This is a genomic window from Variovorax sp. GW821-FHT10C12 (assembly GCF_059415405.1).
In genome coordinates this window covers 15,729-40,385 of record NZ_JBWKNE010000011.1, presented here as the reverse complement: position 1 = coordinate 40,385, position 24,657 = coordinate 15,729, and the positions used below count along the sequence as shown (strand labels likewise).

Below are 24,657 nucleotides of genomic sequence, written 5' to 3'. Positions count from 1 at the left end.
TGGAGCACCACCGCATGGCGACCCGTCCCGATGACACTGCCAAGTTGAAGAAGAGGGCGACGCCTGCGAAGAAGGCTCCGGCGGCGAAGAAGAAAGCCGCGCCCCGCAAGGCGGCGCCGGCTGCGAAAGCACCGCCCGCAGACACAGCTGCGGCCGGCACCAACAAGGCCGAAGCGCTGCTGCGCGCCGGCCTCAAGGCGCTGGACAACGTGCGCAACGACGTCGCCAAGCGCCAGGCCAACGTGATCGAAGGCCTGCTCGGCATCGGGCACGGCAAGGCCGACGTGGCCGGTGCCAAGGCGGCGCTGACGCGCGGCTTCCCCAGCCTGGACACCTTCGGCATCCGCAAGTTCGAGGACGTGTTCGACCAGCGTGTCGCCACCGCCCTGCAACGCCTGGGCATGCCCAGCGCCGACGAGGTGCAGGCCCTGCGCGACGAGGTGGCGCAGTTGCGCGAACGCCTCGCGACACTCGAGAAACCGTCCGGCCCACGCGCCAGTTCAGGCGGCTCCGGCGGCAAGCGCTGAGCGGCACGCAACGCACGCAACACGCCGCTTGTGGCCAGCTCCAACACCACGCGCGATCGCATCCTGCAGACCAGCCTTGCGCTGTTCAACGCGGAAGGTCTTCCGGCCGTGTCCACGCACAAGATCGCGGCCGAACTCGGCATGAGCCCGGGCAACCTGCACTACCACTTCAAGGCCAAGCAGCTGATCGTCGAATGGCTGTTCCGGCGCTTCGAGCAGCGGCTCGAGGTGCTCAACGGCTCGTCGGCGTCCATTGCCGCCATCGACGACCTGTGGCTCGCACTGCACCTGCGCTTCGAGGCCATCGACGAATACCGCTTCATCTACCGCGACATGGCCTTCCTGGCCAGCGAGTACCCGGCCCTGGGGCAGCGCGCCCAGGCCATGACCGCGCAGAACCTGCTGGCGGCCCAGACGCTGTGCGAAGGGCTGGTGGCCTCGGGCGTGATCGAGACCAGCGCCGAGCAGGCGCGCATCCTGGCGCTGCAGATGGTCTTCACCACCACCTGCTGGCTCTCGTTCGAACGGCTGGTGCCGGGACGCGACGCCCTGGCGCAAGCCGACCCCGGTTTGGCGGCTTTCTACACACTCACGCTGGTTTCTCCGTATGTTTCCAGCGAATCGAGGGCTTATCTTGATTACCTGAGGGGCAAATACCTCGGATAAATGAAGTCGTCGTCCGACGGGGAATGCAACTTCGCACCCCCATCGTCGTCCTACAGAAGAAAGAAACAGAAAGGAAGCCGCCATCATGACCACCGCCACCCACGAACCCATCGCACCGCCGTCGCGCCTGCTCTTGCTGGCCGAAGCGCGCGCCCTCTGGGAAACCGGCGCCGGCCTCGCCATGTGGCCGCTGCTGCAGCTCGCGCCGCGCGGCGACGGGCACCCCGTGCTCGTGCTGCCGGGTCTCGTGGCCAGCGACATGTCCACGCTGCTGCTGCGCCGCTACCTGTGCAGCCGCGGCTACGACGCGCACGGCTGGGGCCAGGGCCGCAACCTGGGCCCGCGCGCCGGCGTCGAGGACGGCATGGTCGACCTGCTCAAGACCCTGGCCGACAAGAGCGGCCAGAAGGTCAGCGTGATCGGCTGGAGCCTGGGCGGCGTGTACGCGCGGCTCTTGGCCTCGGCGCAGAAGGACCTCATCCGCAACGTGATCACGCTGGGCAGTCCGTTCTCGGGCAGCCCGCGCGCCACCAATGCCTGGCGCGTGTACGAAGGCGTGAGCGGCCAGAGCTCGCATGATCCGCGCCGCATGAAGTTCGTTGAACCCACGCCGCCCGTGCCCACGACCTCGATCTTCAGCCGCACCGACGGTGTCGTGGCGTGGCGCTGCAGCCTCGAGAAGACCGGTCCGCAGTCCGAGAACATCGAGGTCGTCGCGAGCCACCTGGGGCTCGGCGCGCACCCGGCCGTGCTCTATGCGGTGGCCGACCGGCTGGCGCAGCCCGAGGGCGAGTGGAAGCCGTTCAACCGCGGCATGCTCGGGCCGCTGGTGTACCCGGACCCGGACCGCAACGTCTGAGCTGAGGCGATCACCTCCAAATAAAAAAGACCGGCGAATGCCGGTCTTCTTCTTTGAGGCTCCAGGCTTGGTTCTTCAGGCCCCGGCCCACACGTCGAGCACATAGCGCTGCTCGGCAATCATCTGGTCCATCCACGCCGCGCTGTCCTGCCCGTGCTCGCGCGCGAGGTCGCTGAGCGTGCGCCGCACGTCGGGTTCCATGCGCGAACCGTCGCCGCACACGTACACCACGGCGCCCGCTTCGAGCAGCTTCCATACGGCCGCGCCCTGTTCGCGGATCAGGTCCTGCACGTAGACCTTGCGGTCGCCGGCGCGCGAGAAGGCCGTGTGCAGCTTCATCAGGCCGCGGTGCGACCAGGCCTGCAGCTCTTCGGCGTAGATGAAGTCCTGCTCGGGATGGCGGCAGCCGAAGAACAGCATCGCCTCGCCCAGCGCGTCGCCGCGTTCGACCTGCGCCGCGCGTGCCTGCAGGAAGCCGCGGAACGGCGCCAGGCCGGTGCCCGGGCCGATCATGATGAGCGGGCGGTTCGCGTCCTCCGGCAGCCGGAAGCCCTCGGCGGTGGTCTCGCGGATCACGCCGTGCACCGTGTCGCCAGCCTCGGCGCGCGCCAGGAAGTTGGAGCACACGCCCTCGAAGGTGCCGTTGCCCGACAGCGCGGGCGCGCTCACCACGCCCACCGTCACGCTGCAGCGCCCCGGCGTCATCGTCGGCGACGAGGAGATCGAGTAGTAGCGCGGCGACAGCGGCGACAGCATTTCCAGGAACACCGCGAACGGCACCTGGCAGGCGCGGTGCTCTTCGAGCAGCTCCAGCAGCGACTTGCGCTTGTGCAGCACCTCGGCCTTGTACGCGGCCTGCGAGGCCTCGTCGCTGCCCGACAGCGCCTGCAGCTTCGGCTTGGTGAACGGGCACTCGGTGTGCGCCGCGAGCGTGGCGATCTGCTTGCGCGTGGCCACGTCCTGCAGCTCGACGTAGTCGCCCAGCAGGCGATCGACTGCGATCACCTGGTCGACCGGCAGCGCGGCCTTGCGGCCCGGCACGGCCGACAGGCGCACGTGCGCCGAGCGGTCGAAGCCGAAGCGCGCCATCGCGCGCTCGACCTGCGCGGGGCTGTTGCGCGGCACCACGCTCAGGTGGTCGCCGGGCACGTAGTTCACGCCCTCGGGCAGCATCAGCTCGACGTGGCGCGTGGAGCGCCCGGCCTCGCCGTTGGCGCCGGCGCTTTGCAGCTCGCGGTTCTCGATCACGCGCAGCGGCACGGCGCCCAGCGCATCGACCAGTGCGTTCTTCTGCGGCGGCGGCAGCTCTTCGAGCGTGTACAGCGGCTCGGCCTCGGCCGGCGTGTCGGCGCCGTTCTTGATGTCGAAGGTCTTCACCAGCGCGGGCCACAGCGCGTCGCTCCAGTCCTGGAAGGCGCCGTCCATGTCCTCGCGCGCATCGCCTTCGCCGCGCTCGTGCACGCGGTCGGCGCCCAGTGCTTCGAGCCGCTCATCGATGCGGCGCGGCACCGCCTGGTAGGTGGCGGCCCAGTCGGTGTTGCCGCAGCCGAAGACGCTGAAGCGCACGCCGTTGAGCGAATCGTCGGCCTTGTCGAGCCAGCGGTGGAACTCCGCTGCGTTGTCGGGCGCCACGCCGTTGTACGAGGCGCAGACGATCGCCACCGCGCCGCTGGCCGGCAGCCGCTCGGCGTAGTCGTCGAGCGAGGCCAGCTGGGTCGAGAAGCCGCGCAGCTCGCCGGCCTCGGCCAGCTGGCGCGCCAGGTCTTCGGCGGTGCCGAGGTTGGAGCCCTGCAGCACCAGCAGCGAGGTGCCGTGGCGCGCCGCCTGCGGCTTGCGCGCGGCGGGCTTCGTCGGCATGGCGGGCGCGGTCGTCGCCTCTGCGTTGCCGCGCGGGCGCGAGGCCGGGTCGCGCAGCAGCGCCTTGATCTTGAAGTTCTCGGGCTTGATCGTCAGCGCTTCCTTGATCTTGAGCTTGTAGCCCGTGTGATCGACGAGGTTGAAGCGCTGCAGGATCATGCCCAGCGTGAGCACCGCCTCCTGCAGGGCGAACTGCCGCCCGATGCAGGCGCGCTGGCCGTTGCCGAAGGGCTTGAAGGCGTTCACGGGCCGCTCGCGCTCGGCCTCGCGGCTGAAGTGGTCGGGGTTGAACTGGTCGGCGTCCTCGCCCCAGATGCCCTTGTCACGGTGCAGCGCCAGCGCATGCATGATGACCATGTTGTTCTTCTTGATCGTGTACTGGCCGCCGATCTTCGTGTCTTCCTTCGCGCGCATCGAGATCGCGGGCGCGGTCGGGTACAGGCGCAGCGATTCCTTCAGCACCTGCATCACGTACTGCAGCCGGTTGACCTGCGCGTAGGTGGGCTTTTGCGTGGTGTCGCCGCCGAACACGCTGTCGACCTCGGCCTGCGCCTTGGCCATCGCCTCGGGGTTGTTCAGCAGGAAGTAGATGGCGAACGACAGCAGGCCGCTGGTGGTCTCGTGGCCCGCGATGAGGAATTCGATGCACTCGTCGCGGATCATCTTGTCGGTGAGTTTCTCGCCGCTCTTCTTGTCCACGCCCGCGATCATGTAGCTCAGCAGGTCGGGCTTGGTGGCGATGTCGGCGCCGCTCGCGCGCCGCTCCTCGATGATGTCTTCCACCATCTTGTGCATGTAGCGGATGTCCTTGCGCTGCTGCGCCAGCTCCTTCTTGAGCATCAGCTCCTCGAGCGGAATGCCGCGCCGGTTCTGCACCGTCTCCAGCGTGCGCACCATCGCATCGACGAAAGGATGGAAGCCCTCGCGGTAGAACGAGTTGAAGCGGTAGCCGAAGCCGCACAGGCCGATGGTGTCCAGCGTGAGCGCGGTCATGTCGCGCACCACGTCCACCTCTTCATCGAAATTGAGGCGCTCCCACTTGGTGACCAGCTGCCCCGCGATGTCCAGCATCATCGGGTGGTAGGCCTGCATCGCGCGCTGGCTGAAGTTGGCCAGGAGGATGTTGTGCGGCTTCGACCACGTCTCCTCGTGCGTGTCGGACGTGAAGAGACCGTGCGACGCGGCGCGCAGCCGGCGCAGCGCACCGCGCGTGCTCTTGTCGAAGCGCTTTTCTTCGCACAGCTCGTCGACCAGCGCGGGCGACGACACCACGATCACCGGCATGCCCGGCATGTCGAGCCAGTAGATGCCGCCGAGGTCCTGCGCGATCTTCCACATGTCGAGCACCGGCGAATCGGAGCCGATGGACAGCAGATTGCCGACGAAGGGTTTCTTCGCCGGATGGGGGATCGGATGGAGCGAGTTCTTTCCTGCCATGGTGTACCTTGTTGTGCCTTCGGTATGGACCCGCTTCGGATGTCCGGGATGCGAATCCGGAGTATCCCGATGGCACAGGGGGTGGGCAGGACGGGGTTTCCCTTAGGAGGCGCCGGGGCCGTTTACAGAGTCAGTTCAGGGCGCGATCACGCCGACGGGGCACCTTGCTCCGCGAATGTCCTCCGCCCTTCGGGCTCCCCCTTGATTTCGCTGCGCAAGGCACCCCATCAGCGTGATCGTCATTCACAGTGCACGTTGATCGGCGAGCACCAGCCGCGTGTCCTGGGTACGTACCCCGAAAGCACTCAGGGCCGGACCATCTTGCAGTCGGTGCCCTGCGCCAGCTCGTTCCCGGTATAGACCGCATCGGTGCGGAAGCCGTAGTTGGTGCCTTCCCAGCCCGTCTTCACTGCCTTGCCGTCCACCGGCGCGATGGTGTTCACCACCTGCGGCAGCAGCAGCTGGTGGTCTTCGCCGCGCATGCGCACCGGGCCCACCACCGAGTCGAAGCTCAGGTCTTCGAGGGCGCGTGCCACCTTCACCGTGTCGGCGCTGCCGGCCTTGGCGATGGCGGCGGCCAGCAGGCGTGGCGTCAGGTCGATGCGCGGCGCGAGGAAGTCCTTGCCCGTCTTGGCCTTGTAGGCCTTGGCCAGCGCGTCGACCTTCGGCGTGTCGGCCTGGCCCGGGTGCCATTCGGCCACCCAGGTGAGCTGCCCGGTCTTGGCCTGCGACACGGCGGTGACGGTGCCCGGCACCGAGCCCGCGCTGTGGTTGAAGTAGCGCAGGTTGTAGCCCGCGTCGCCCGCGGCCTTCTGCAGCAGCGTCATGTCCTGGCCCCAGTTGCCGGTGATGACCGAGTCGGCGCCGCTTTGCTTGATGTTGGCGATGTAGGGCGCGAAGTCTTTCACGCGGCCGATGGGGTGCAGCGTCTCGCCGACGAACTGGATGTCGGGGCGCGCCAGGCCCACCAGCTGGCGGCCGTAGCTGGCCCACTGCTTGCCGTGGGCATAGTCCTGGTTCAGCAGGTAGACCTTCTTCACGTCCGGTGTCTTCTTGATGTAGTTGGCCAGCGCCTTCATCTTCATCGCCGTGTTGGCCTCGGTCTGGAAGTGCCAGAAGCTGCAGCCCTTGCCGGTCATCTCGGGGTCGATCGAGGAGTGGTTCAGCACGATCAGTTCCTTGCCCGGGTTGCGCTGGTTCCAGCGCGCCACGGCCAGCACCAGCGCCGTCACCACCGACGAGCCCGAGCCGCCCGTGACGATCGCCTTGGCGCCCTGGTCGATCGCTGCCTGCAGCGCGCTCTGGCTTTCCTGCGCCGAGAGCTTGCTGTCGAACTGCAGCAGCTGCAGCTTCATGCCGCCGAGCACGCCGCCCTTGGCGTTGATGTCCTCGATGGCGTACTGCGTGTGCATCAGCATCAGCTCGCCCACGTTGGCGAACGGCCCCGACAGCGGATCGATGTAGGCGATCTTGTAGGTCGGCTGCTGCGCCTGCGCTGCGGTGCCGGCGATGGCAAACAGAGAGGCAAGGGCGATCCGCGCCAGGGGCGCATGCGTGAGCTTCATGGGTGTCTCCGGAGGGTGTGTGAAAGACGGAATCAGTGCGTCGCGCGCAGCCCGATCACGCGGCTGGCCAGCTTCGTGAGCTGTGCCACCACCTCGTCGGGCGAGAGGCGCCCGTTGGGGCGGTACCAGCTGTAGAGAAAGCCCGGCAGGCTGCAGGCCGCGAGCGCGGTGATCTTGGTCTCGTCGAAGTCGAGGTCGCCGTCGCGCCGGGCTTCTTCGAGCAGCGGGCACAGCAGGTCGTAGAAGTGGTGCGCGAGCTTCTTCTGCGCTTCGAGGTACTCGGGGCGGTACACCTGCGGCTCGCGGTAGGCGAAGAAGGCCACCGGGTGGTGCGAGATGGTGGCGCGGATCAGCCGCTCGATGCCTTCCATCACCTTCTCGCTCGCGCGGCGCGGGTCGGCGGCGGCGAAGTCGAGCGCGGTGAAGCAGTCGACCGCGGGGCGCCACGACAGCGTCTCGAAGATCTCCTGCTTGTCGCGGAAGTAGTAGTACACGAAGGGCTTGGTCACGCCCAGCTCGCGCACGATCTGCGCCATGGTCGTGTTGGCGTAGCCCTGCGCGGCAAACAGCTGCGCCGCCGCCTGCAGGATGCGCTCGCGCTGCAGGTCGGTGCCCTGCGTGGCCGCGCGCTGGCGGCCCGTGCCCTGCGGCAGGTGCGGCTGTGCCGCCAGTGCCGTGTGCGTGGCAGAGGGTTTGTTCGGTGTCGCGGAAGTTATACCCATGGGTAGGATTGTTCGTGCACGATGCCGCATTGGCAAGCGCCGGCCCTGTGCAGGCGGCTATCGATAACCCTGAGAAAGTGACGCCATGGAGACAACGCCCGCCACCCCCGCACGTCTGAAAGAGCTGCCGCCGCGCGTGCAGCAGCCCCTGCATGCCTACCTGCGCGACCACGCACGCACGCGCGGCGACGCCACCGCCTGCCTCTGGTACGGCCAGGCCCTGAGCTGGGCCGAGCTCGACCGCGCGAGCGACGCCTTCGCCGCGCGCCTGCAGGCCCTGGGCGTGGCCAAGGGCGAACCCGTGGTGCTGTTCCTCAACAACTGCCCGCAGTACCTGGTGGCGCACTTCGGCATCCAGAAGATCGGCGCCATCGTCTGCCCGAGCGGACCGCTCAACAAGGAGCACGAGCTGGCCTACCAGGTCAACGACCTGAAGGCGCGCGTGATCGTCGCGGCCGCGCCGCTGGTGCCGGTGGTGCGCAAGGTGCAGGCCGAAAGCGCGCTCGCGCATGTGTTCGTGGTGCACTACGCCGACCTGCTGCCCGCCGAGCCCACGATCGACCTGCCGGCCGAACTGGCCGCCGAGCGCACGGCCGAACGCACCGTGCCCGACGGCTGCGAAGACTTCCTCGCCGTGATGCGCAGCGGCGCCACGCCGCAGCCCGTCGCCATCGACATGGACGACATCGCGCTCATGACCTACACGTCGGGCACCACCGGGCTGCCCAAGGGCGCGATGCTCAGCTACGGCAATGCGCTCTTCAAGACGCGCGCCGCGGCCGACTGCAACGGCGTGGGGCCGGACGACGTGCTGCTGTCGATCGCGCCGCTGTACCACATCGCCGGCATGCTGATGGGCGTCAACGTGCCCGTGCTCAGCGGCGCCGCCTCGGTGCTGATGCACCGCTTCGATCCGCGCGCCGTGCTGCAGGCCATTGCCGCCTACAAGGTGAGCTGGTGGTACAGCATCGCGCCGATGAACGTGGCGTGCATGCAGGTGCCCGACATCGCCCGCTTCGACCTGTCGAGCCTGAAGATGAACCCGGTCACCAGCTTCGGCATCGCCTTCACCGAACCGCTGGCCGCGCAGTGGCGTTCGCACGCCAACCACTGCAGCTCGTTCGAGGCCGCCTACGGCCTGAGCGAAACCCACACCTGCGACACCTACACGCCGCACGTGGCGCCGCGCTGGGGCACGCAGGGTGTGCCGGTGCCGGGCGTGACCATCCGCATCATCGACACCGACACCCAGGCCGACATGCCCACGGGCGAGGTCGGCGAGATCGTGCTCACCAGCGCCGGCTCGTTCAAGGGCTACTGGAACAAGCCCGAGGCCACGGCCGCCACCCTGCGCAACGGCTGGGTGCACACGGGCGACATGGGCAAGCTCGACGCCGACGGCTACCTCACCTTCATCGGCCGCTTCAAGGAAATGATCAAGGTCTCGGGCTACAGCGTGTTCCCCGAAGAGGTCGAGACCATCCTCATCAAGCACCCGGCGGTGGCGCAGGCGGCGGTCATCGCGCAACCCGACCCCGAGAAGGGCGAGGTCGTGAAGGCCTTCATCGTGCGCAAGCCCGGCGCCGCGCTCGAGGCCGACGCGCTCGTGGCCTGGGCGCGCGAGAACATGGCGAGCTACAAGGCGCCGCGCGCCGTGAGCTTCATCGATGCATTGCCCACCACGGGCGCAGGCAAGGTGCTGCGCCGCCTGCTCAAAGACAAGACCTGAAAGGCTTCCTCGCGTGTTTTCCAAAGTTCTGATTGCCAACCGCGGCGAGATCGCCGTGCGCCTGGTGCGTGCGCTGCGCGACCTGGGCATTGCCAGCGTGGCGGTGCATGCGCGCGACGATGCCGCCGCGCTGCATGTGCAGCTGGCCGACGTGGCGGTGGCGCTCGACGCGACCGGCCCTTCGGCCTACCTCGACGTGGCCGCGTTGATCGCGGTGGCGAAGGCGCAAGGCTGCGATGCGGTGCATCCCGGCTACGGCTTCCTCAGCGAGCGCGCCGACTTCGCACAGGCCTGCGCCGACGCGGGCCTGGTCTTCATCGGCCCCACGCCCGGGCAGCTGGGCCTGTTCGGCGACAAGGCCCGCGCCCGCGAACTGGCCGCGCAGTGCGACGTGCCCGTGATGCCCGGCAGCGCCGGCGCGGTGACGCTCGCGCAGGCCCAGGCCTTCTTCGCCGAACAGCACGCGCAGGGCGCGGGCGTGATGGTGAAAGCCATCGGCGGCGGCGGTGGGCGCGGCATGCGCGCGGTGCTCACGGCCGACGAGCTGCCCGAGGCGCATGCGCGCTGCATGTCCGAAGCCAAGGCGGCGTTCGGCATCGAGGGCGTGTACGTCGAGCGCCTGATGCGCAACGCGCGGCACATCGAGGTGCAGGTGCTCGGCGACGGCAGCGCCGTGGCCAGCCTCGGCGAGCGCGAGTGCACGCTGCAGCGCCGCTTCCAGAAGCTGGTCGAGATCGCGCCGAGCCCCTCGCTGCCCGAGCCGCTGCGCGCGCAGGTCACGCAGGCCGCGCTGCGCATGGCCAAGGCCGTGGGCTATCGCGGCCTCGGCACCTTTGAATTCCTGGTCGATGCCGCTTCGACCACCCTGCCTTTTGTCTTCATCGAGGCGAACCCGCGCCTGCAGGTCGAGCACACGGTGACCGAAGCGGTGACGGGGCTGGACCTCGTGCAGCTGCAGATCGCGGTCGCCTCGGGCGACACCTTGAGCGCACTTGGTGTAGAGGTTGATCGCACAGCGCCGCAGCGCGGCTTCGCGGTGCAGTGGCGCATCAACGCCGAGACGCTCGATGCGCAAGGCAACGCGCGCCCCGCGGGCGGCACGCTCGCGCGCTTCGACCTGCCGGCCGGCCCCGGCGTGCGCGTCGACACGCATGGCTACACGGGCCTCGCACCCTCGCCGCACTACGACACGCTGCTGGCCAAGCTCATCGTGCATTCGCCGTCGCCGCGTTTCGCGGGCGCGCTGCGTCGTTCGCTGCGCGCGCTCGACGAATGCCACATCGACGGCATCGCCACCAACCTGCCGCTGCTGTGCGCCATTGCCGCGCGGCCCGAGTTCGCGACGCAGGCGGTGCACACGCGCTTCGTGGAAGCGCACCTGGGCGATCTGCTCGCCGACGCGAAGGCGTTCGAGAAGCACACGAAGAAGGTCACCGCGCCCGCAGCCGCGAGCGCACCGGCGCAGGAGGAGGACGAAGACGACGGCCTCACGGTCAAGGCGCCCATGCCTGCGAAGCTGGTGCAGTTCGAGGTCGCGGTGGGCGACGTGCTGCCTGCCGGCGCGCAGCTGGGCGTGCTCGAGGCCATGAAGATGGAGCACCTGCTGCACGCGCCCGTGGCCGGCCGCGTGCTGGCGCTGCTGGCCGCGCCCGGCGACTACCTCGTCGAAGGCCAGTCGCTGGTGCGGCTGGAGGCCGTCGATGCGCAGGGTGTCGAGGCGCAGGCGCGCGTCGCGCACGACCTCGATGCGATCCGCCCCGACCTGCAGAAGGTCATCGACCGCCATGCGCCCACGCTCGACGCGAACCGCAAGGCGGCCGTCGACAAGCGGCATGCGCAGGGCGGGCGCACCGCGCGCGAGAACATCGCCGACCTGTGCGACACGGCCGGCGACCCGGGCAACTTCATCGAGTACGGCGCGCTCGCCATCGCCGCGCAGACGCGCCGTCGCACGCTCGAAGACCTCATCGCCAACACGCCGGCCGACGGCATGGTGACGGGGCTGGGCAGCGTCAACGCGAAGCAGTTCGGGCCCGAGAAGTCGCGCTGCGCCGTGCTCGCGTACGACTACACCGTGCTGGCCGGCACGCAGGGCATGCGCAACCACCACAAGACCGACCGGCTGCTCGCGGTGGCGCACCAGCTCAAGCTGCCGGTGGTGCTGTTCGCCGAGGGCGGGGGCGGGCGGCCGGGCGACACCGACATGCCGATCGTCGCGGGCCTGAACAACCACACCTTCAGCCAGTTCGCGGCGCTGTCGGGCAAGGTGCCTGTCGTCGGCATCGTGCACGGGCGCTGCTTCGCGGGCAACGCGGCGCTGCTGGGCTGCGCCGACGTGATCATTGCCACCAAGGGCAGCAACATCGGCATGAGCGGCCCCGCGATGATCGAAGGCGGCGGCCTGGGCACCTTCGCGCCCGAGCAGATCGGGCCGAGCAGCGTGCAGTCGCGCAACGGCGTGATCGACATCCTAGTGGAAGACGAAGCTGCAGCCGTGGCGGCTGCGAAGCAGTACCTGTCGTACTTTCAGGGGGCAACCACCGACTGGCAGTGCGCCGATCCGCGCACGCTGCGCCATGTGGTGCCCGAGAACCGCCTGCGCGTGTACGACGTGCGCGCCGCGATGCGCGGCGTGGCCGACACCGGCTCGCTGCTCGAACTGCGCGCGGGCTTCGGCGCAGGCATCGTCACGGCGCTGGCACGCATCGAGGGCAAGCCGGTCGGCCTGATGGCGAACAACCCGCACCACCTGGGCGGCGCGATCGACGTGGAGGCGGCCGACAAATCCGCTCGCTTCATGCAACTGTGCAATGCCCACGGGTTACCGATCGTGTCGTTGTGCGACACGCCCGGCTTCATGGTCGGGCCCGAGGTCGAGGCGCAGGCGCAGGTGCGCCACGTGTGCCGCATGTTCATGGTGGCCTCGCACCTGCGCGTGCCTTTCTTCGCGGTGGTGCTGCGCAAGGGCTACGGCCTGGGCGCGCAGGCCATGACCGCCGGCGGCTTCGATGCGCCCGTGTTCACCGTGGCCTGGCCCACCGGCGAGTTTGGTGCGATGGGCCTCGAAGGCGCGGTGCGACTGGGCTTTCGCAAGGAACTCGCGGCCGTGCCCGAGGGCGCCGAGCGTGACGCGCTGTTCAAGCAGCTGGTGGCGCAGCAGTACGCGAACGGCGAGGCGATCCACATGGCGCAGACGCTGGAGATCGATGCCGTGATCGACCCGGCCGACACGCGCAGCTGGCTGGTGCGCGGGCTGGCGTCGGCCACGCGGCCGGCCGAGGCGGTCTCGGCCTACGTCGACACTTGGTAACGCAGGCTTAGACCTCGTCACCTGCGCGGGCAAGGCGGCTCCGTACACTGGGGCGCTTTGCTTGCATGAATCTTTTCGCCCGTTGGCGCGCCCGTCTGCGCGACGCCTCCAACTCCCCCGCACACTGGATGGCCGTTATCGGCCTTGCGATGCTGCTCGCGGGTGTGCAGGCGGTGTGGGCCGACAAGCCTGTGCGCCAGCCGGCCGAGGCGCGTTGGGTCGCGAGTTGGGCTGTGGCGCCGCTCGACTTCCGCGAGCTGGCCGCGAACCCGCGCACCGCGTCCATGGGCGGGCCGGTCGCACATGTGTTCCAGGGCCAGACCCTGCGCCAGTTGCTGCAACCGACGCTCGACGGCGAGCGCGTGCGTGTGCGCGTGTCCAACCGCTTCGGCAAGGAGCCGCTGCGCATCGCTGCCGCCACTGTGGCGCTGGGCACCGGTGCGAACGCGGTCTCGCCCGCCTCGATGCGCACCTTGCGTTTTGGCGGGCGCGCCACCGTCACCGTGGCGCCGGGCGCAGAGGCCTGGAGCGACGGCGTGTCCTTGGCGGTCGAGGCCGGGCAGTCGGTGGCGGTCAGCCTCTTTTTCGACCGTGCGACACCGTTCTCCACGGCCTACCTGCTGTCTGCGGACACGGGTTGGGTGACAGCCGGCAACGCCGTCACGGCGCCCCGGTTGCCGAAGGCGACGCCGCTGCCGATGAACCACATCGTGACCGGGCTCGACGTGCTCACGACACGGCCGATGCGCACTGTGGTCGCGTTCGGCGATTCGATCACCGCAGGGGGCGGTGAGTCGGGCAACGGCTCCTACCCTGAGATGCTCGCGACGCGGCTGCGCGACAGCCCGCAGGCCGCGCATGCGGTGTCGGTGATCAACACCGGCATCGGCGGTAACCGGCTGCTGGTGGACGGCATCGGTCCCAACGGCCTGTCGCGCTTTGCACGCGATGCACTGGGCCAGAGCAGCGTGACGCACGTCATCGTGTTGCTCGGCACGAACGACATCGGTCGCAGCGTGTTCGCGATGCTGCCGGCCGCTGAGGTCGCACCGCATGACGTGCCCACGGTCGAGCGCATCACCGACGGGCTCGGGCAACTCGTGAAGCAGGCGCGCGCCAAAGGCGTGAAGGTGCTTCTGGGCACCGTGCCGCCTTTCGGCAACACGCCCTACGCCACCGACGCCAACGAGGCCATGCGCGAGGCCGTGAACCGCTGGGTGCGCAGCCGCCAGGACGTGGACGGCGTGATCGACTTCGATGCCGTGCTGCGCGACCCCGCTGCGCCGCGTCAGCTGAATCCGACATTCGACAGCGGCGATCACCTGCATCCCAACCGCGCCGGCCACGCGGCCATGGCCGCGGCCATCGACCTGCGCGAATTGCAGGAATAAAGCGCGTCTGCGGCAGCGCAACAGCTCTACACAAGATTTCGCGCAGCGCTTACAGGCGCTTCACACGGTCCCGGCAGCATGAAGGCTCCTCCAACAACCATGGGGCTTTCTCATGAAAACACTCGCAGTCGCTCTTTCCATCGGTGCCGCTTCGCTGCTGTCGGTGGGCGCCCTGGCCGTTCCCACGGCCGCGCAGGCGCAGGCGGTGATCACCATCCAGGGGCCGCCGCCCCCGCCGCGCTACGAGCGCATGCCGCCGCCGCGTCGCGGCTATGTGTGGTCGCCGGGTCACTATGAGTGGCGTGGCGGTCGCCATGTGTGGGTGCGCGGCATGTACGTGCGTGCCCGCCCGGGCTATGCCTACCGCGCGCCGGAATGGCGCGAGAACAATGGCCGCTGGGAATACAACCGCGGCCGCTGGGACCGCGACGGCGACGGCGTGCCGAACCGCCAGGACCGGCGTCCGGACAACCCGTACCGCAATTGATCGATAGAGCTAGCGGATGCTCACCAGCTCGAGCACTTCGCTGACCTGGAACGCGCCGCCGCTCGCACCGCCGCGCGTCTGCACCTCGAAGCGGACGACGCGGCCCAGCTCCTGCGAGAACCACACGCTGGCGCGGTAGGTCCCGTACTGGTTGCCACTCCAGGCACCCGCGTTCGCGAAGCGCTGGGTGTGGCCGCGGTAGTCGATCTTCACCACCTTGAGCTCGCGGCCGTCGAACGGCAGCGTGGCGGCGTCGTCCACCACGGTGGCGCGCAGGTCCATCTTGATCCGCGTGCCGCCCATGGTGGCGTCGTACTCGGAGGCCCAGGCCGCATCGGGCTCCAGGCTCGGCCGGGCCCAGCCGCCCGGCGGCATGACGCTGTCGAACTCGCCGGCCACGGCCGTCGTGACGCCGATCACCTCGCCGCCCGGCTTCTCGATCCAACCGCCGTTGTTGAAACTGAGGCGATCGTCGGTGGTGGTGGCCGTGTCCGCACGGTAGATCACCTTGCGGTGCGTGTTGGTGAGCCGGTCGTGCAGCTGGTACTCCACGAGGCTCGGGCGCTGCAGCGACGGCGGAGCCGGCTGGGCGGCGAGGCGCTCGATGGCGCGTTGGCCGCGCGTCGGCAGCTCTGCGATCCACGCGGCCGGCAGGGCGAGGGTTGCCGGGGCCGAGCCCGCGACGAGGCCCACCAGGCGACCTTGCGCATCGAACAGGCCGGCACCGGCCAGGCCTGCCTCGGTCGGCGTGGCCAGCTGCAGCGACTCGAGCGCGCCCGCGGCGTTGCGGCGCACGCCGCCGAGCATGGAAATGCCGAGCGTCAGCTCGCGCCCGCGTGGCGCGCCGATGACGTACAGCGGCATCCCGACCTGCAGTGCCCCCGCGGGCACGACACCCAGGGTCGGCGACACGAGGTTCGCGATGCGCAGCTGGCACAGGTCGCGTTCGACGTCCGGGTGCTCCAGCGCGGCGCCGTAGCTCACGTTGTCGCGGCGCAGCGCCACGGCGCTGGCCTTGGCCAGCAGCTTGCAGCTGGTGACGGCCGTGCCCGGGCCGGTGGCCACCGCGCTGCCGGTGGCCAGGACCTTGCCCTGGGCGTCGCTGGCCTGCACCACCCAGACGCTGGGCGAGACGCGCGCGAACAGCGCGTCGGGCGCCAGCGGGGCGCTGCCGGCGCGTGCGTCCTGGGCGAAGGTGGCGGGCGCTGCCAGAGCGGCAGCGAGGGCGAAAAGCGGAAGCTGCAGGCGCATCTGGGAGCGGCGATGAGGAGGGTTGAGGGTTAGCGGAACACGACCGTGCGGTGGCCGTTCAGCAGCACGCGGTGCTCGCTGTGCCACTTCACGGCGCGGGCCAGCACCTGGCTTTCGGTGTCGCGGCCACGGGCCGTGAGGTCTTCGACCGTGTCGGTGTGGTCGGCGCGGGCCACGTCCTGCTCGATGATCGGGCCTTCGTCGAGGTCGGCCGTCACGTAGTGGGCGGTGGCACCGATCAGCTTCACGCCGCGGTCGTGCGCCTGGTAGTAGGGCTTGGCACCCTTGAAGCTGGGCAGGAACGAGTGGTGGATGTTGATCGCGCGGCCGGCCAGGCTCTTGCACAGGTCGTTGCTCAGGATCTGCATGTAGCGCGCGAGCACCACGAGTTCGGCGCCTTCGGCCTCGATGATTTCCAGCTGCCTGGCCTCGGCCTGCGCCTTTGTCGCGGCCGTCACCGGGATGTGGTGGAAGGGCACGTTGTAGCTGGCGGCCAGCTGGTAGAAGTCGCGGTGGTTCGAGATGATGGCGCGCACGTCGATCGACAGCAGGCCGCTCTTCCAGCGGAACAGCAGGTCGTTCAGGCAGTGGCCTTCCTTGCTGACCAGGATCACGGTCTTCATCGGGTCGGCGGCGGCGTGCAGTTGCAGGCTCATGCCGAAGCCGGTGGCGAAGGCCTTCAGCTCCTCGCGCAGCACGGCTTCGCTGTGCTCGCCGCAGGCGAAGCGCACGCGCATGAAGAACAGGCCGGTGCCGTGGTCGTTGTATTGGGCGGCCTCTTCGATGTTGGCGCCGCGCTCGAGCAGGAAGCCCGACACGGCGTGCACGATGCCCGTCCGGTCGGGACAGGAGAGGTTCAGGATGTAGGCAGGCGTAGTGGTCGTCATCAGGGGCAGGATTGTGGCAGGGGTGCCAGAATCGCGATTTTCCCTCCATACATAACCGCAGGAGCGAGACATGGCCTTCCAGGACTTCAACATGGACAACCAGTGGTTGCCCTTCACGCCCAACCGCCATTTCAAGAAGGACCCGCGGGTTTTCGTGGCGGCCGACGGCATGACGTTCACCACGCACGACGGCAAGAAGGTGGTCGACGGCATCTCCTCGCTGTGGTGCGTGGGCGCGGGCCATAACCGCAAGCCAATCAACGAGGCGATCAAGAAGCAGCTGGACACGCTGGACTACGCCACCGCCTTCCAGGTCAGCAACGACAAGGCCTTCAAGGCGGCCGAGATGATCGCCGCGCTGGCCCCGGGCGACCTGAACAAGGTGCTGTTCTGCAACTCGGGCTCCGAGGCCGCCGACACCTCGATGAAGGTGGCGCTGGCCTACCACCGCGCGCGCGGCGAAGGCCACCGCAACGTGTTCATCGGCCGCGAGAAGGGCTACCACGGCGTGGGCTTCGGCGGCATGTCGGTGGGCGGCATTCCGGGCAACCGCAAGGTGTTCGGCTCGGCCTTCCTGCCGCGCGTGGACCACATGCGCTTCATTCACGACCCGGTGAACCATGCCTACATCCACAACCAGGAGCCGGTGTGGGCCGAAGACCCGCTGGTCGAACTTGAGACGCGCATCCTGCCGCTGCACGACCCGAGCAACATCGCCGCGATCATCGTGGAGCCGGTGGCCGGTTCGGCCGGCTGGTACCTGGGGCCGCAGGGCTACCTGAAGCGTCTGCGCGAGATTTGCGACAAGCACGGCATCCTGCTGATCTTCGACGAGGTGATCACCGGCTTCGGGCGCATGGGCACCAACTTCGCGTCCGACTTCTTCGGCGTGGTGCCCGACATGCTGAACTTCGCCAAGTGCGTGACCAACGGCGTGATTCCGCTGGGCGGCGTGATCTGCCGCGACAAGCTCTACGACGCGATGATGAAGACCGACGCGCCCGAGCACGTGGTCGAGTTCTTCCACGGCTACACCTACTCGGGCCACCCGGTGGCCTGCGCGGCGGCGGTGGCCACGCTCGATCTCTACAAGGAAGAAAACCTGTTCGCGCGCGCCGGCGAAATGGGCAAGGTGCTGGGCGATGCCTTCCACAGCACCTTCAAGGGCCTGCCGAACGTGATCGGCATCCGCAGCCTGGGCCTGGCGGCGGCGGTGGAGCTGGCGCCGATTGCCGGTTCACCGGGCAAGCGGGCGTACGAGGTGTTCCTCGACTGCTTCCACAAGGGCGCGCTGGTGCGCGCTGCGGGCGACGTGCTGGTGATCGCGCCGCCCTACATCGTCGAGAAGCAGCACATCGACACGCTGGTCAACACGCTGGCGGATTCGATCAGGAAGCACGCCTGAAGGGCGGCGGCCGCTAGCCGGTTCATCGCGCTGCGGTGTGCAGCGCGATGCAGTTGCCTTCCAGGTCTTCGATCTCCGCAACACGACCGAAGCTCCCCGCCTCGGTTTCCGGGAACAGCACGGTGCCGCCGGCCTCGACGGCCTTGGCCAGCGTGGCCTGAATGTCGGGCACGCTGAAGTACAGGCGTGCGCCGGATTTCCCCGGAAGATAGCTGTCGCCCTTGGCCAGGGCGCCGCTCGCACCGCGACCACCTTCGGCATGCGGAAAGAACGCCATGTCGTTGCCATGGACGGTCGCGCGTTCGAAGGCGCAGCCGAAGACCGCACCGTAGAAGCGCAGGGCGCGCTCCATGTCCTGGACCGGGATCTCGAAGTAGGAGACGGGGTTCATCTCAGGGCCGCTTGGCGGGCGGTTGCCTGAGTTCGGCGCAGTAGTCCTTCTCGGGCAGCGCCGGCGTGCGCCAGGTGGCGTCGTAGGCGGCGGTGTCGTCTTCAGTCGAACCGCCGGCCTGCAGGTGGACGGTCTTCACCGACACGTCGGTCGGCAGGTGCTGCGGCACGCCAAGCACCTTGGTGACGTGGCCCGCGCCAGCGATCAACACCACCGTCTTGCCCGGCTGCCGCGCCTTCACCAGTGCCTGCGCCATGGCGCGGTCGCGCCCGACCTGGATGCGCGTCATCGGGCCGATCTGCGATTCGGGCAGCAGCTTGCAGTGGCCCTCGCGCACGGCCTCCTGCTGCATGGCGTAGGCCTCGCCGTTGAGCTGCACGTCGAGCGAGACGTCGGCCATCGCGTCCTTCATGCGCGCACGCGGCAGGTTGGCGCCGACCACCGGCACGCCGGCGCGCACGGCGGCCATCACGGACGGGCCGTAGCGCGTCCAGGGCCAGGCCTTGTCGTTCCAGCCGAGGGCGGCCTGCACCTGCGCGTCGGTCGCATCGGTGGGCAGGCGGGCGCTGCTGCGTCCCTCTTCGGCCATCTCGAGCGCCAGGGCGGCGAGCTGGCCGCGCTCGGCCAGGGCCTGCACGGTCTCGCGTTCGAGCGCGTGGTGTTCGGGGGCGTCGTGCTGTTCGCCGAGCAGCAGGGCATCGGCCGGCAGCAGGGCCGCCACGCGGCGCGCGACGGGCGCCTCGGCGGACAGCGCGGCGCAGCCGGCGAGCAGGGCGGCGGCGACCAGGGGCGCGAGGAACCGGGAAGCACGGGAAGGGCGAGGAGGCATCCCGCCATACTATGCCCGGCGCCCTGCACCGGGCTGTCGTCCTTTTCCGCTGCTTTCTCTGCCCGTGTCCTTTCGTTTTCCCCTCCGCGTGCTGGCCACGCTGCTGCTGGCGCTGGCCGCCGCACTCGCCTGTGTCGCGCTGCACACCCCGCTGCCCTGGATGATCGGCCCGCTGTTCGCGGTGTCGCTGGCCTCGATCGCGGGCCTGCCGACCGCGAGCCACACGCCGCTGCGCAACATGGGCCAATGGGCCATCGGCACGGCGCTGGGCCTGTATTTCACGCCGCAGGTGGTGACGCTGGTGGCCGGCGTGTGGTGGGCGATCCTGCTGGCCATCGGCTGGGCGCTGCTGCTGGGCTGGGGTTTCGGCCGCTGGCTGCACCGCGTGCATGCGGCGCGCATGCCTCATGTGCCGGCGAAATCCATGAGAGCCACGACTTACTTCGCAGGCGCCATCGGCGGGGCTTCGGAGATGACGCTGCTGGCCGAATCGGCCGGTGCGCGCACCGACCTGGTGGCCGCCGCGCACAGCCTGCGCCTGATGGTGGTGACGGTGACGATCCCGTTCGCGATGCAGTGGAGCGGGTTGCACGGCCTGGAGATCAACCCGCCCGGCGTGCGCGAGGTGAACCCGGCCGGGCTGGCCCTGCTGGTGTTGGCCACCGGCGCGGGCGGGCTCGTGATGCGGGCGCTGGGCCGCACGAATCCGTGGTTCATGGGGCCGCTGCTGGTGGCGATGGGCTTCACTGTGGCGGGGCAGTCGCTGTCAGCGGTGCCGACCTGGCTGTCGAACACCGCGCAGCTGGTGATTGCCGTGAGCCTGGGCGTGCGCTTCAGCCGCGAGTTCCTGCACACGGCGCCGCGCTGGCTCGGCTCGGTGGCGCTGGGCACGGTCGGCATGCTGGTGCTGTGCGCCGGCGCGGCCTGGCTGCTGGCGGGGGCGACAGGGCTGCACCCGGCCACGATGATCCTGGGCACCTCGCCCGGCGGCATCGCCGAGATGTCGATCACGGCCAAGGTGCTGCAGTTGGGCGTGCCGGTGGTCACGGCCTTCCAGGTGTGCCGGCTGGTGGCGGTGCTGCTGATCGTGGGGCCGATGTACCGCTGGACCGAGCGCTGAGGGTTCGGGAGACAGGCAAAGAAAAAGCGCCCCGCGGGGCGCTTTTTTCGTTTGGCCTGCTCAGGCCGCTCAGTGCACCAGCACCGGCGTGTGCGCCAGCTCGGCATAGCCTTCGAGCGTGTCCTCGACCTCTTCCTGCGTGGGCGTGTTGAGCTGCCAGGCGGCGATCTGCTGCTGGAACAGTTCGGCCCAGGAACCGTCGAGGTACACCTCCTTGCCCGACCGCTTGTCGACGATCTCGAAGCCGTGGCGTTCCAGCACGGGGCCGTTGGGCGTCGTGCTGGGCTCGTCGCCGTCGTTCGGCTGCACGTGCACGACGACGAAGGACTCGGAGTCGTAAAGCATGTTCATGGCGGGCCCTGTGAGGATGTCGATGGCGTTCATGGGGGTTAGATAGCAATCAACGCGCCAGTTTCAAGAACAGTTGTCGTCGCGCCGTTGATATGTGAACCTTTTTGCCTCAATTGGCGGGCGCCTGGGGTAGGGGTTTGCGCAATTGGGCGTCAGCAAAATCACCATTTGCCTCGGTTTGCCGGATGCGCACGGGCAGATAGCCGTACTGCGGTGCCAGCCAGAGCTCCAGTTTCCGGTCGAACTCCTTGCGGGGCGTGCGGGTGAGCTTGCGCGTGGTGAAGTCGCCGGCCGGCAGGCTCAGCTGCTCCTCGTCGCCGACCTCGAAGACCCACACATCGCCGTCGCGCACGCCCACGGTCTGCACCGAGATCCGGGTGCCGGCCGGGTACCGCCCCGGGCTGGCCGCCAGCAGGCCGCCCAGCTGCATCATGACGCTCATGCGGTCCTGCGCGCCGGGCTGCAGGGGCACGCTGGGGGCGTTGTTGCTGAAGATGATCTGCCCCTGGTCGCGCGCGAAATGCGAGGCCACCTCGGCCTTGCGGCTTTCCGAATAGCGCTCGGGTTCCAGGCCCGAGGGGCCGATCTTGCCGGTGCTGTGCCAGTTCAGCAGGGTGAAGAACACCGCCTTGAGCGTGAGCCGCCCGTCGTAGCGGCTGCCGTCCTGCAGCCAGACCAGCTCGCCGAACACGCCGCGCTGCGGCGAGGCGCCTTTCTGGCCCGTGGCCTCGAAATCGAGCGTGACCGAGCCCGGAATCCGCAGCGCCTGGGTGCCGGCGATGGTGCCCGAGGCGCCGCTGCCGGCCGTGGTCGTGCCGCCCTGCGTGCCACCGGCCGTGGTGCCGGTGGCGGCGGCCGGGGCGCTGGCTGGCGCCTCGGGGGCTGCCGCTCCTGAATCTGTAGCGGCCTGCGCGGTCTGGTCGGGCGTTTCCGGGGGCGGTGTCTGGGCCGGCGCGTCCGGCACGGGCGCCGGGGCCGGCTTGGGGCGGGGCACCGACGCCTCGCGCGGACGCCGGGGCTTGGCCGGTGGCGGCGGCTTGGCCGCGACCGGCGCGGCGGCCGGTGCCGCGGGAGCTTCCGCTGCGGGCGGCGCGATCACGATCGTGCGCGTGATGAACTTGCTGGCCAGCGGCGAGGGCTCCGGCCCGATGGCCATCGGTGCCAGCCCAAGCAGCAGCAGGTGCGCCAGCGCCACCGCCAGCGTCAGCCCCGCGAGCGCGCGCCAGGACGGGCGCCCGGGCAGGCCGAGGGACAGCGGTGGGGGCGCGACGTGCGTCGACATGGGTGTGTGGAGTGGGTTGCGGCGCCGAGGTTCACGAAGTCCACTCGGTACACTGCCGCCCGTTCAACCAGTTTAGTGGGCGCGGCGCCGCGCCCTTTTTCTTGCTCACGCCCGCACCATGAAACTCGCCACCCTGAAGGACGGCTCGCGCGACGGCCAGTTGGTCGTCGTCTCGCGCGACCTCACGCTCGCCCACTACGCCACCGGCATCGCGAGCCGGCTGCAGCAGGTGCTGGACGACTGGGGCTTCATGAGCCCGCAGCTGCAGGACCTGTACGACGCCCTCAACCACGGCCGCGCGCGCCACGCCTTTCCCTTCGACCCCGCCCAGTGCATGGCGCCGCTGCCGCGCGCCTACCAGTGGGCCGACGGTTCGGCCTACCTGAACCACGTCGAGCTGGTGCGCCAGGCGCGCAACGCCGAGGTGCCCGAGAGCTTCTACACCGACCCCCTCATGTACCAGGGCGGCAGCGACGACTTCCTGGGCCCGGTCGACGACGTGATCGTGCCCAGCGAAGCCATGGGCATCGACTTTGAGGCCGAGATCGCCGTCGTCACCGGCGACGTGAAGATGGGGTCCACGCCCGACCAGGCGCTGGACGGCATCCGCCTCGTGATGCTGGCCAACGACGTGAGCCTGCGCAACCTCATCCCGGCCGAGCTGGCCAAGGGCTTCGGCTTCTTCCAGAGCAAGCCCGCCACCGCCTTCAGCCCCGTGGCCGTCACGCTCGACGAGCTCGGCGAGGCCTGGCAGGACGGGCGCGTGCACCTGGCGCTGCAAAGCAGCTGGAACGGCCGCAAGGTCGGCCTGTGCGACGCCGGCCCCGAGATGACCTTTCACTTCGGCCAGCTCATCGCCCACATCGCCAAGACCCGCAACGTGCGCGCCGGTAGCATCGTCGGCAGCGGCACCGTGAGCAACAAGGGCGTCGAGAAGAACGGCCGCATGGAATGGCCCAAGGGCTACTCGTGCATCGCCGAGAAGCGCTGCATCGAGACCATCCAGGACGGCGCGCCCGCCACCGACTTCATGAAGTTCGGCGACACCATCCGCATCGAGATGAAGGGCCTGGACGGGCGCTCGCTGTTCGGCGCGATCGACCAGGAGATCGTGTCGACGGCGGGGCGGCCGGTGGAGGCGCCGGTGTCGCTCACCAAGCCGCAGGCCGGGACCGACACCGGCACCGCGCCGGAGCCCGCCGCCGAAGGCTGACGCAGGCCCTGTCGGGGTTTCTCCCCGTTCGGCTGGCCGGAAGCCCCCGTTCCGCAAAGCCCAACCCTGCGCGGCGGGCGCTGCCTAGGATGCAGCGATCCGTTCACTGCAAGGAGACAGGTCCATGGGCATGCCGAAGCTGGCGGGGCGCGCACTGTGCGCGGGGATGGCGTTGGCGCTGGCCGGGCAGGCCGCCGCCCAGAAGCTCAGCGACGACAAGGTGCGCGTGGGCGTGCTGTCGGACATGTCGGGCCTGTACGCCGACACCGCGGGGCGCGGCTCGGTCGAGGCCGCGCGCATGGCCATCGAGGACTTCGGGGGGAAGGTGCTCGCACGGCCCATCGAACTGGTCTGGGGCGACCACCAGAACAAGGCCGACATCGGCGCCTCGCTGGCGCGCACCTGGTACGACCGCGACGGCGTCGACGCCATCTTCGACATGAACAACTCGGCCGTCGCGCTGTCGGTGGTCAACCTGGCGCGCGAGCGGCAGAAGCTGTCGATCAACACCGGCGGTGCCTCGGTGGCGCTCACCAACGAAGCCTGCGCGCCGACCTCGGTCCACTACACCTACGACACCTACGCGCTGGCCAACGGCGCCGCGCAGGGCGTGAGCCGCCAGGGCGGCAAGACCTGGTACCTGATCGGCGTGGACTACGCCTTCGGCAAGGCCATGGCCGCCAACATGACCGAATTCGTCGGCGAGCTGCAGGGCAAGGTGATCGGCAGCGTGTTCCACCCGCTCAACGCCAGCGACTTCTCGTCGTACGTGCTGCAGGCGCAGGCCTCGGGGGCCGACACCATCGCGCTGGCCAATGCCACCAGCGACACGGTGAATGCCGTCAAGGCCGCGCGGCAGTTCGGCGTGTCGCCCAAGCAGCGCGTTGTGCCGATGCTGATGTTCATCAACGACGTGCATGCGCTGGGCCTGGCGCAGGCGCAGGGCATGACCTTCGCCACCGGCTTCTACTGGGACCGCACGCCCGAGTCGCGGGCCTGGGCGCGGCGCTACTTCGAGCGCATGAAAAAAATGCCTTCGATGATCCAGGCCGGCGCCTACTCGGCGGTCACGCACTACCTGAAGGCGGTGCAGGCCGCGGGCACCGACGACGGCGCCACCGTGGCCGCAAAGATGAAGGCGATGCCGGTGAACGACTTCTTCGCGCAGGGCGGCACGATCCGCGCCGACGGCCGCATGGTGCACGACATGTACCTGGTGAGCGTGAAGAAGCCCGCCGAGTCGAAGTACCCGTGGGACTACTACACGGTGCTGTCCACGATCCCCGGCGACAAGGCCTTCCAGCCCTTGTCGAAGAGCAAGTGCCCGCTGGTTGCTGCAGCGAAGTCCTGATCGCCTGACCGAACCCAAGGAGACCCC

20 protein-coding genes and 1 pseudogene are annotated in these 24,657 nt (G+C 69.2%); 11 read left to right on the top strand and 10 right to left on the bottom strand.

What is annotated here, in order from left to right:
• Positions 1-14 precede the first annotated feature (14 nt).
• From AC07OH_RS29275 to AC07OH_RS29265, 3 genes are all read left to right on the top strand, one after another.
• On the top strand, positions 15-527 hold the full coding sequence (locus AC07OH_RS29275) for a phasin family protein (protein ID WP_495303034.1): 513 nt from the start codon (positions 15-17) through the stop codon (positions 525-527).
• 30 nt (positions 528-557) lie between these two features.
• Positions 558-1,193 carry a TetR/AcrR family transcriptional regulator gene (locus AC07OH_RS29270; protein ID WP_070063831.1) on the top strand — a complete coding sequence of 212 codons (636 nt, stop codon included), beginning with the start codon at positions 558-560 and terminating at the stop codon, positions 1,191-1,193.
• Between the two features lie 85 nt (positions 1,194-1,278).
• The gene (locus AC07OH_RS29265; protein WP_095746971.1) at positions 1,279-2,052 is read left to right on the top strand and encodes an esterase/lipase family protein; all 774 of its coding nucleotides are present in this window, start codon (positions 1,279-1,281) and stop codon (positions 2,050-2,052) included.
• Between the two features lie 75 nt (positions 2,053-2,127).
• Here the strand turns inward: AC07OH_RS29265 and AC07OH_RS29260 are convergent, their stop codons facing one another.
• The 3 genes from AC07OH_RS29260 to AC07OH_RS29250 all read right to left on the bottom strand — a co-directional run bounded on the left by AC07OH_RS29260 (position 2,128) and on the right by AC07OH_RS29250 (position 7,633).
• The gene (locus AC07OH_RS29260; RefSeq protein WP_495303033.1) at positions 2,128-5,346 is read right to left on the bottom strand and encodes a bifunctional cytochrome P450/NADPH--P450 reductase; all 3,219 of its coding nucleotides are present in this window, start codon (positions 5,344-5,346) and stop codon (positions 2,128-2,130) included.
• Positions 5,347-5,651: 305 nt separating this feature from the next.
• A complete protein-coding gene (locus tag AC07OH_RS29255; RefSeq protein WP_159274664.1) occupies positions 5,652-6,911 on the bottom strand; it encodes a branched-chain amino acid ABC transporter substrate-binding protein in 1,260 nt (419 codons plus the stop codon).
• A gap of 32 nt (positions 6,912-6,943) precedes the next feature.
• Positions 6,944-7,633: a TetR/AcrR family transcriptional regulator gene (locus tag AC07OH_RS29250; protein ID WP_489062128.1), complete on the bottom strand. Its 690-nt coding sequence runs from the start codon at positions 7,631-7,633 to the stop codon at positions 6,944-6,946.
• Positions 7,634-7,718: 85 nt separating this feature from the next.
• On the opposite strand from AC07OH_RS29250, the gene AC07OH_RS29245 reads away from it, so the two are divergent.
• From AC07OH_RS29245 to AC07OH_RS29230, 4 genes are all read left to right on the top strand, one after another.
• The gene (locus AC07OH_RS29245) at positions 7,719-9,362 is read left to right on the top strand and encodes an AMP-binding protein (RefSeq protein WP_495303032.1); all 1,644 of its coding nucleotides are present in this window, start codon (positions 7,719-7,721) and stop codon (positions 9,360-9,362) included.
• 13 nt (positions 9,363-9,375) lie between these two features.
• A complete protein-coding gene (locus AC07OH_RS29240; RefSeq protein WP_495303031.1) occupies positions 9,376-12,672 on the top strand; it encodes a carboxyl transferase domain-containing protein in 3,297 nt (1,098 codons plus the stop codon).
• A 128-nt stretch (positions 12,673-12,800) separates the two neighbouring features.
• Positions 12,801-14,063 carry a GDSL-type esterase/lipase family protein gene (locus tag AC07OH_RS29235; RefSeq protein WP_495303030.1) on the top strand — a complete coding sequence of 421 codons (1,263 nt, stop codon included), beginning with the start codon at positions 12,801-12,803 and terminating at the stop codon, positions 14,061-14,063.
• A 112-nt stretch (positions 14,064-14,175) separates the two neighbouring features.
• Positions 14,176-14,550 (top strand): YXWGXW repeat-containing protein, encoded by a 375-nt coding sequence (locus tag AC07OH_RS29230; RefSeq protein ID WP_159279682.1) that lies wholly within the window; start codon positions 14,176-14,178, stop codon positions 14,548-14,550.
• Positions 14,551-14,559: 9 nt separating this feature from the next.
• Here AC07OH_RS29230 and AC07OH_RS29225 read toward each other — a convergent pair whose 3' ends face one another.
• The 3 genes and pseudogenes from AC07OH_RS29225 to purU all read right to left on the bottom strand — a co-directional run bounded on the left by AC07OH_RS29225 (position 14,560) and on the right by purU (position 16,688).
• Positions 14,560-14,853: a hypothetical protein gene (locus AC07OH_RS29225; protein ID WP_495303029.1), complete on the bottom strand. Its 294-nt coding sequence runs from the start codon at positions 14,851-14,853 to the stop codon at positions 14,560-14,562.
• 393 nt (positions 14,854-15,246) lie between these two features.
• Positions 15,247-15,801 (bottom strand): annotated as a pseudogene (locus AC07OH_RS29220) (S1 family peptidase); the annotation flags it as partial.
• Between the two features lie 29 nt (positions 15,802-15,830).
• The gene (gene purU / locus AC07OH_RS29215; RefSeq protein WP_495303028.1) at positions 15,831-16,688 is read right to left on the bottom strand and encodes a formyltetrahydrofolate deformylase; all 858 of its coding nucleotides are present in this window, start codon (positions 16,686-16,688) and stop codon (positions 15,831-15,833) included.
• 70 nt (positions 16,689-16,758) lie between these two features.
• On the opposite strand from purU, the gene aptA reads away from it, so the two are divergent.
• On the top strand, positions 16,759-18,093 hold the full coding sequence (gene aptA / locus AC07OH_RS29210) for an omega-aminotransferase AptA (RefSeq protein WP_495303027.1): 1,335 nt from the start codon (positions 16,759-16,761) through the stop codon (positions 18,091-18,093).
• Positions 18,094-18,115: 22 nt separating this feature from the next.
• Here aptA and AC07OH_RS29205 read toward each other — a convergent pair whose 3' ends face one another.
• Both AC07OH_RS29205 and AC07OH_RS29200 read right to left on the bottom strand, forming a co-directional pair.
• Positions 18,116-18,484 (bottom strand): VOC family protein, encoded by a 369-nt coding sequence (locus AC07OH_RS29205; protein WP_495303026.1) that lies wholly within the window; start codon positions 18,482-18,484, stop codon positions 18,116-18,118.
• A 1-nt stretch (position 18,485) separates the two neighbouring features.
• Positions 18,486-19,313 (bottom strand): ChaN family lipoprotein, encoded by an 828-nt coding sequence (locus AC07OH_RS29200; protein WP_495303025.1) that lies wholly within the window; start codon positions 19,311-19,313, stop codon positions 18,486-18,488.
• A 64-nt stretch (positions 19,314-19,377) separates the two neighbouring features.
• Here AC07OH_RS29200 and AC07OH_RS29195 point away from each other — a divergent pair, with 64 nt between their 5' ends.
• Positions 19,378-20,433, top strand: a complete 1,056-nt coding sequence (locus AC07OH_RS29195) for an AbrB family transcriptional regulator (protein ID WP_495303024.1) — start codon at positions 19,378-19,380, stop codon at positions 20,431-20,433.
• 69 nt (positions 20,434-20,502) lie between these two features.
• On the opposite strand, the gene AC07OH_RS29190 is transcribed toward AC07OH_RS29195, so the two are convergent.
• Positions 20,503-20,784, bottom strand: a complete 282-nt coding sequence (locus AC07OH_RS29190; protein WP_062478455.1) for a BTH_I0359 family protein — start codon at positions 20,782-20,784, stop codon at positions 20,503-20,505.
• 109 nt (positions 20,785-20,893) lie between these two features.
• Positions 20,894-22,066, bottom strand: a complete 1,173-nt coding sequence (locus AC07OH_RS29185; protein ID WP_495303023.1) for a DUF3108 domain-containing protein — start codon at positions 22,064-22,066, stop codon at positions 20,894-20,896.
• Between the two features lie 118 nt (positions 22,067-22,184).
• Here AC07OH_RS29185 and AC07OH_RS29180 point away from each other — a divergent pair, with 118 nt between their 5' ends.
• Both AC07OH_RS29180 and AC07OH_RS29175 read left to right on the top strand, forming a co-directional pair.
• A complete protein-coding gene (locus AC07OH_RS29180) occupies positions 22,185-23,279 on the top strand; it encodes a fumarylacetoacetate hydrolase family protein (RefSeq protein WP_447747451.1) in 1,095 nt (364 codons plus the stop codon).
• Positions 23,280-23,409: 130 nt separating this feature from the next.
• Positions 23,410-24,630: an ABC transporter substrate-binding protein gene (locus tag AC07OH_RS29175; RefSeq protein WP_495303100.1), complete on the top strand. Its 1,221-nt coding sequence runs from the start codon at positions 23,410-23,412 to the stop codon at positions 24,628-24,630.
• Positions 24,631-24,657: the final 27 nt, after the last annotated feature.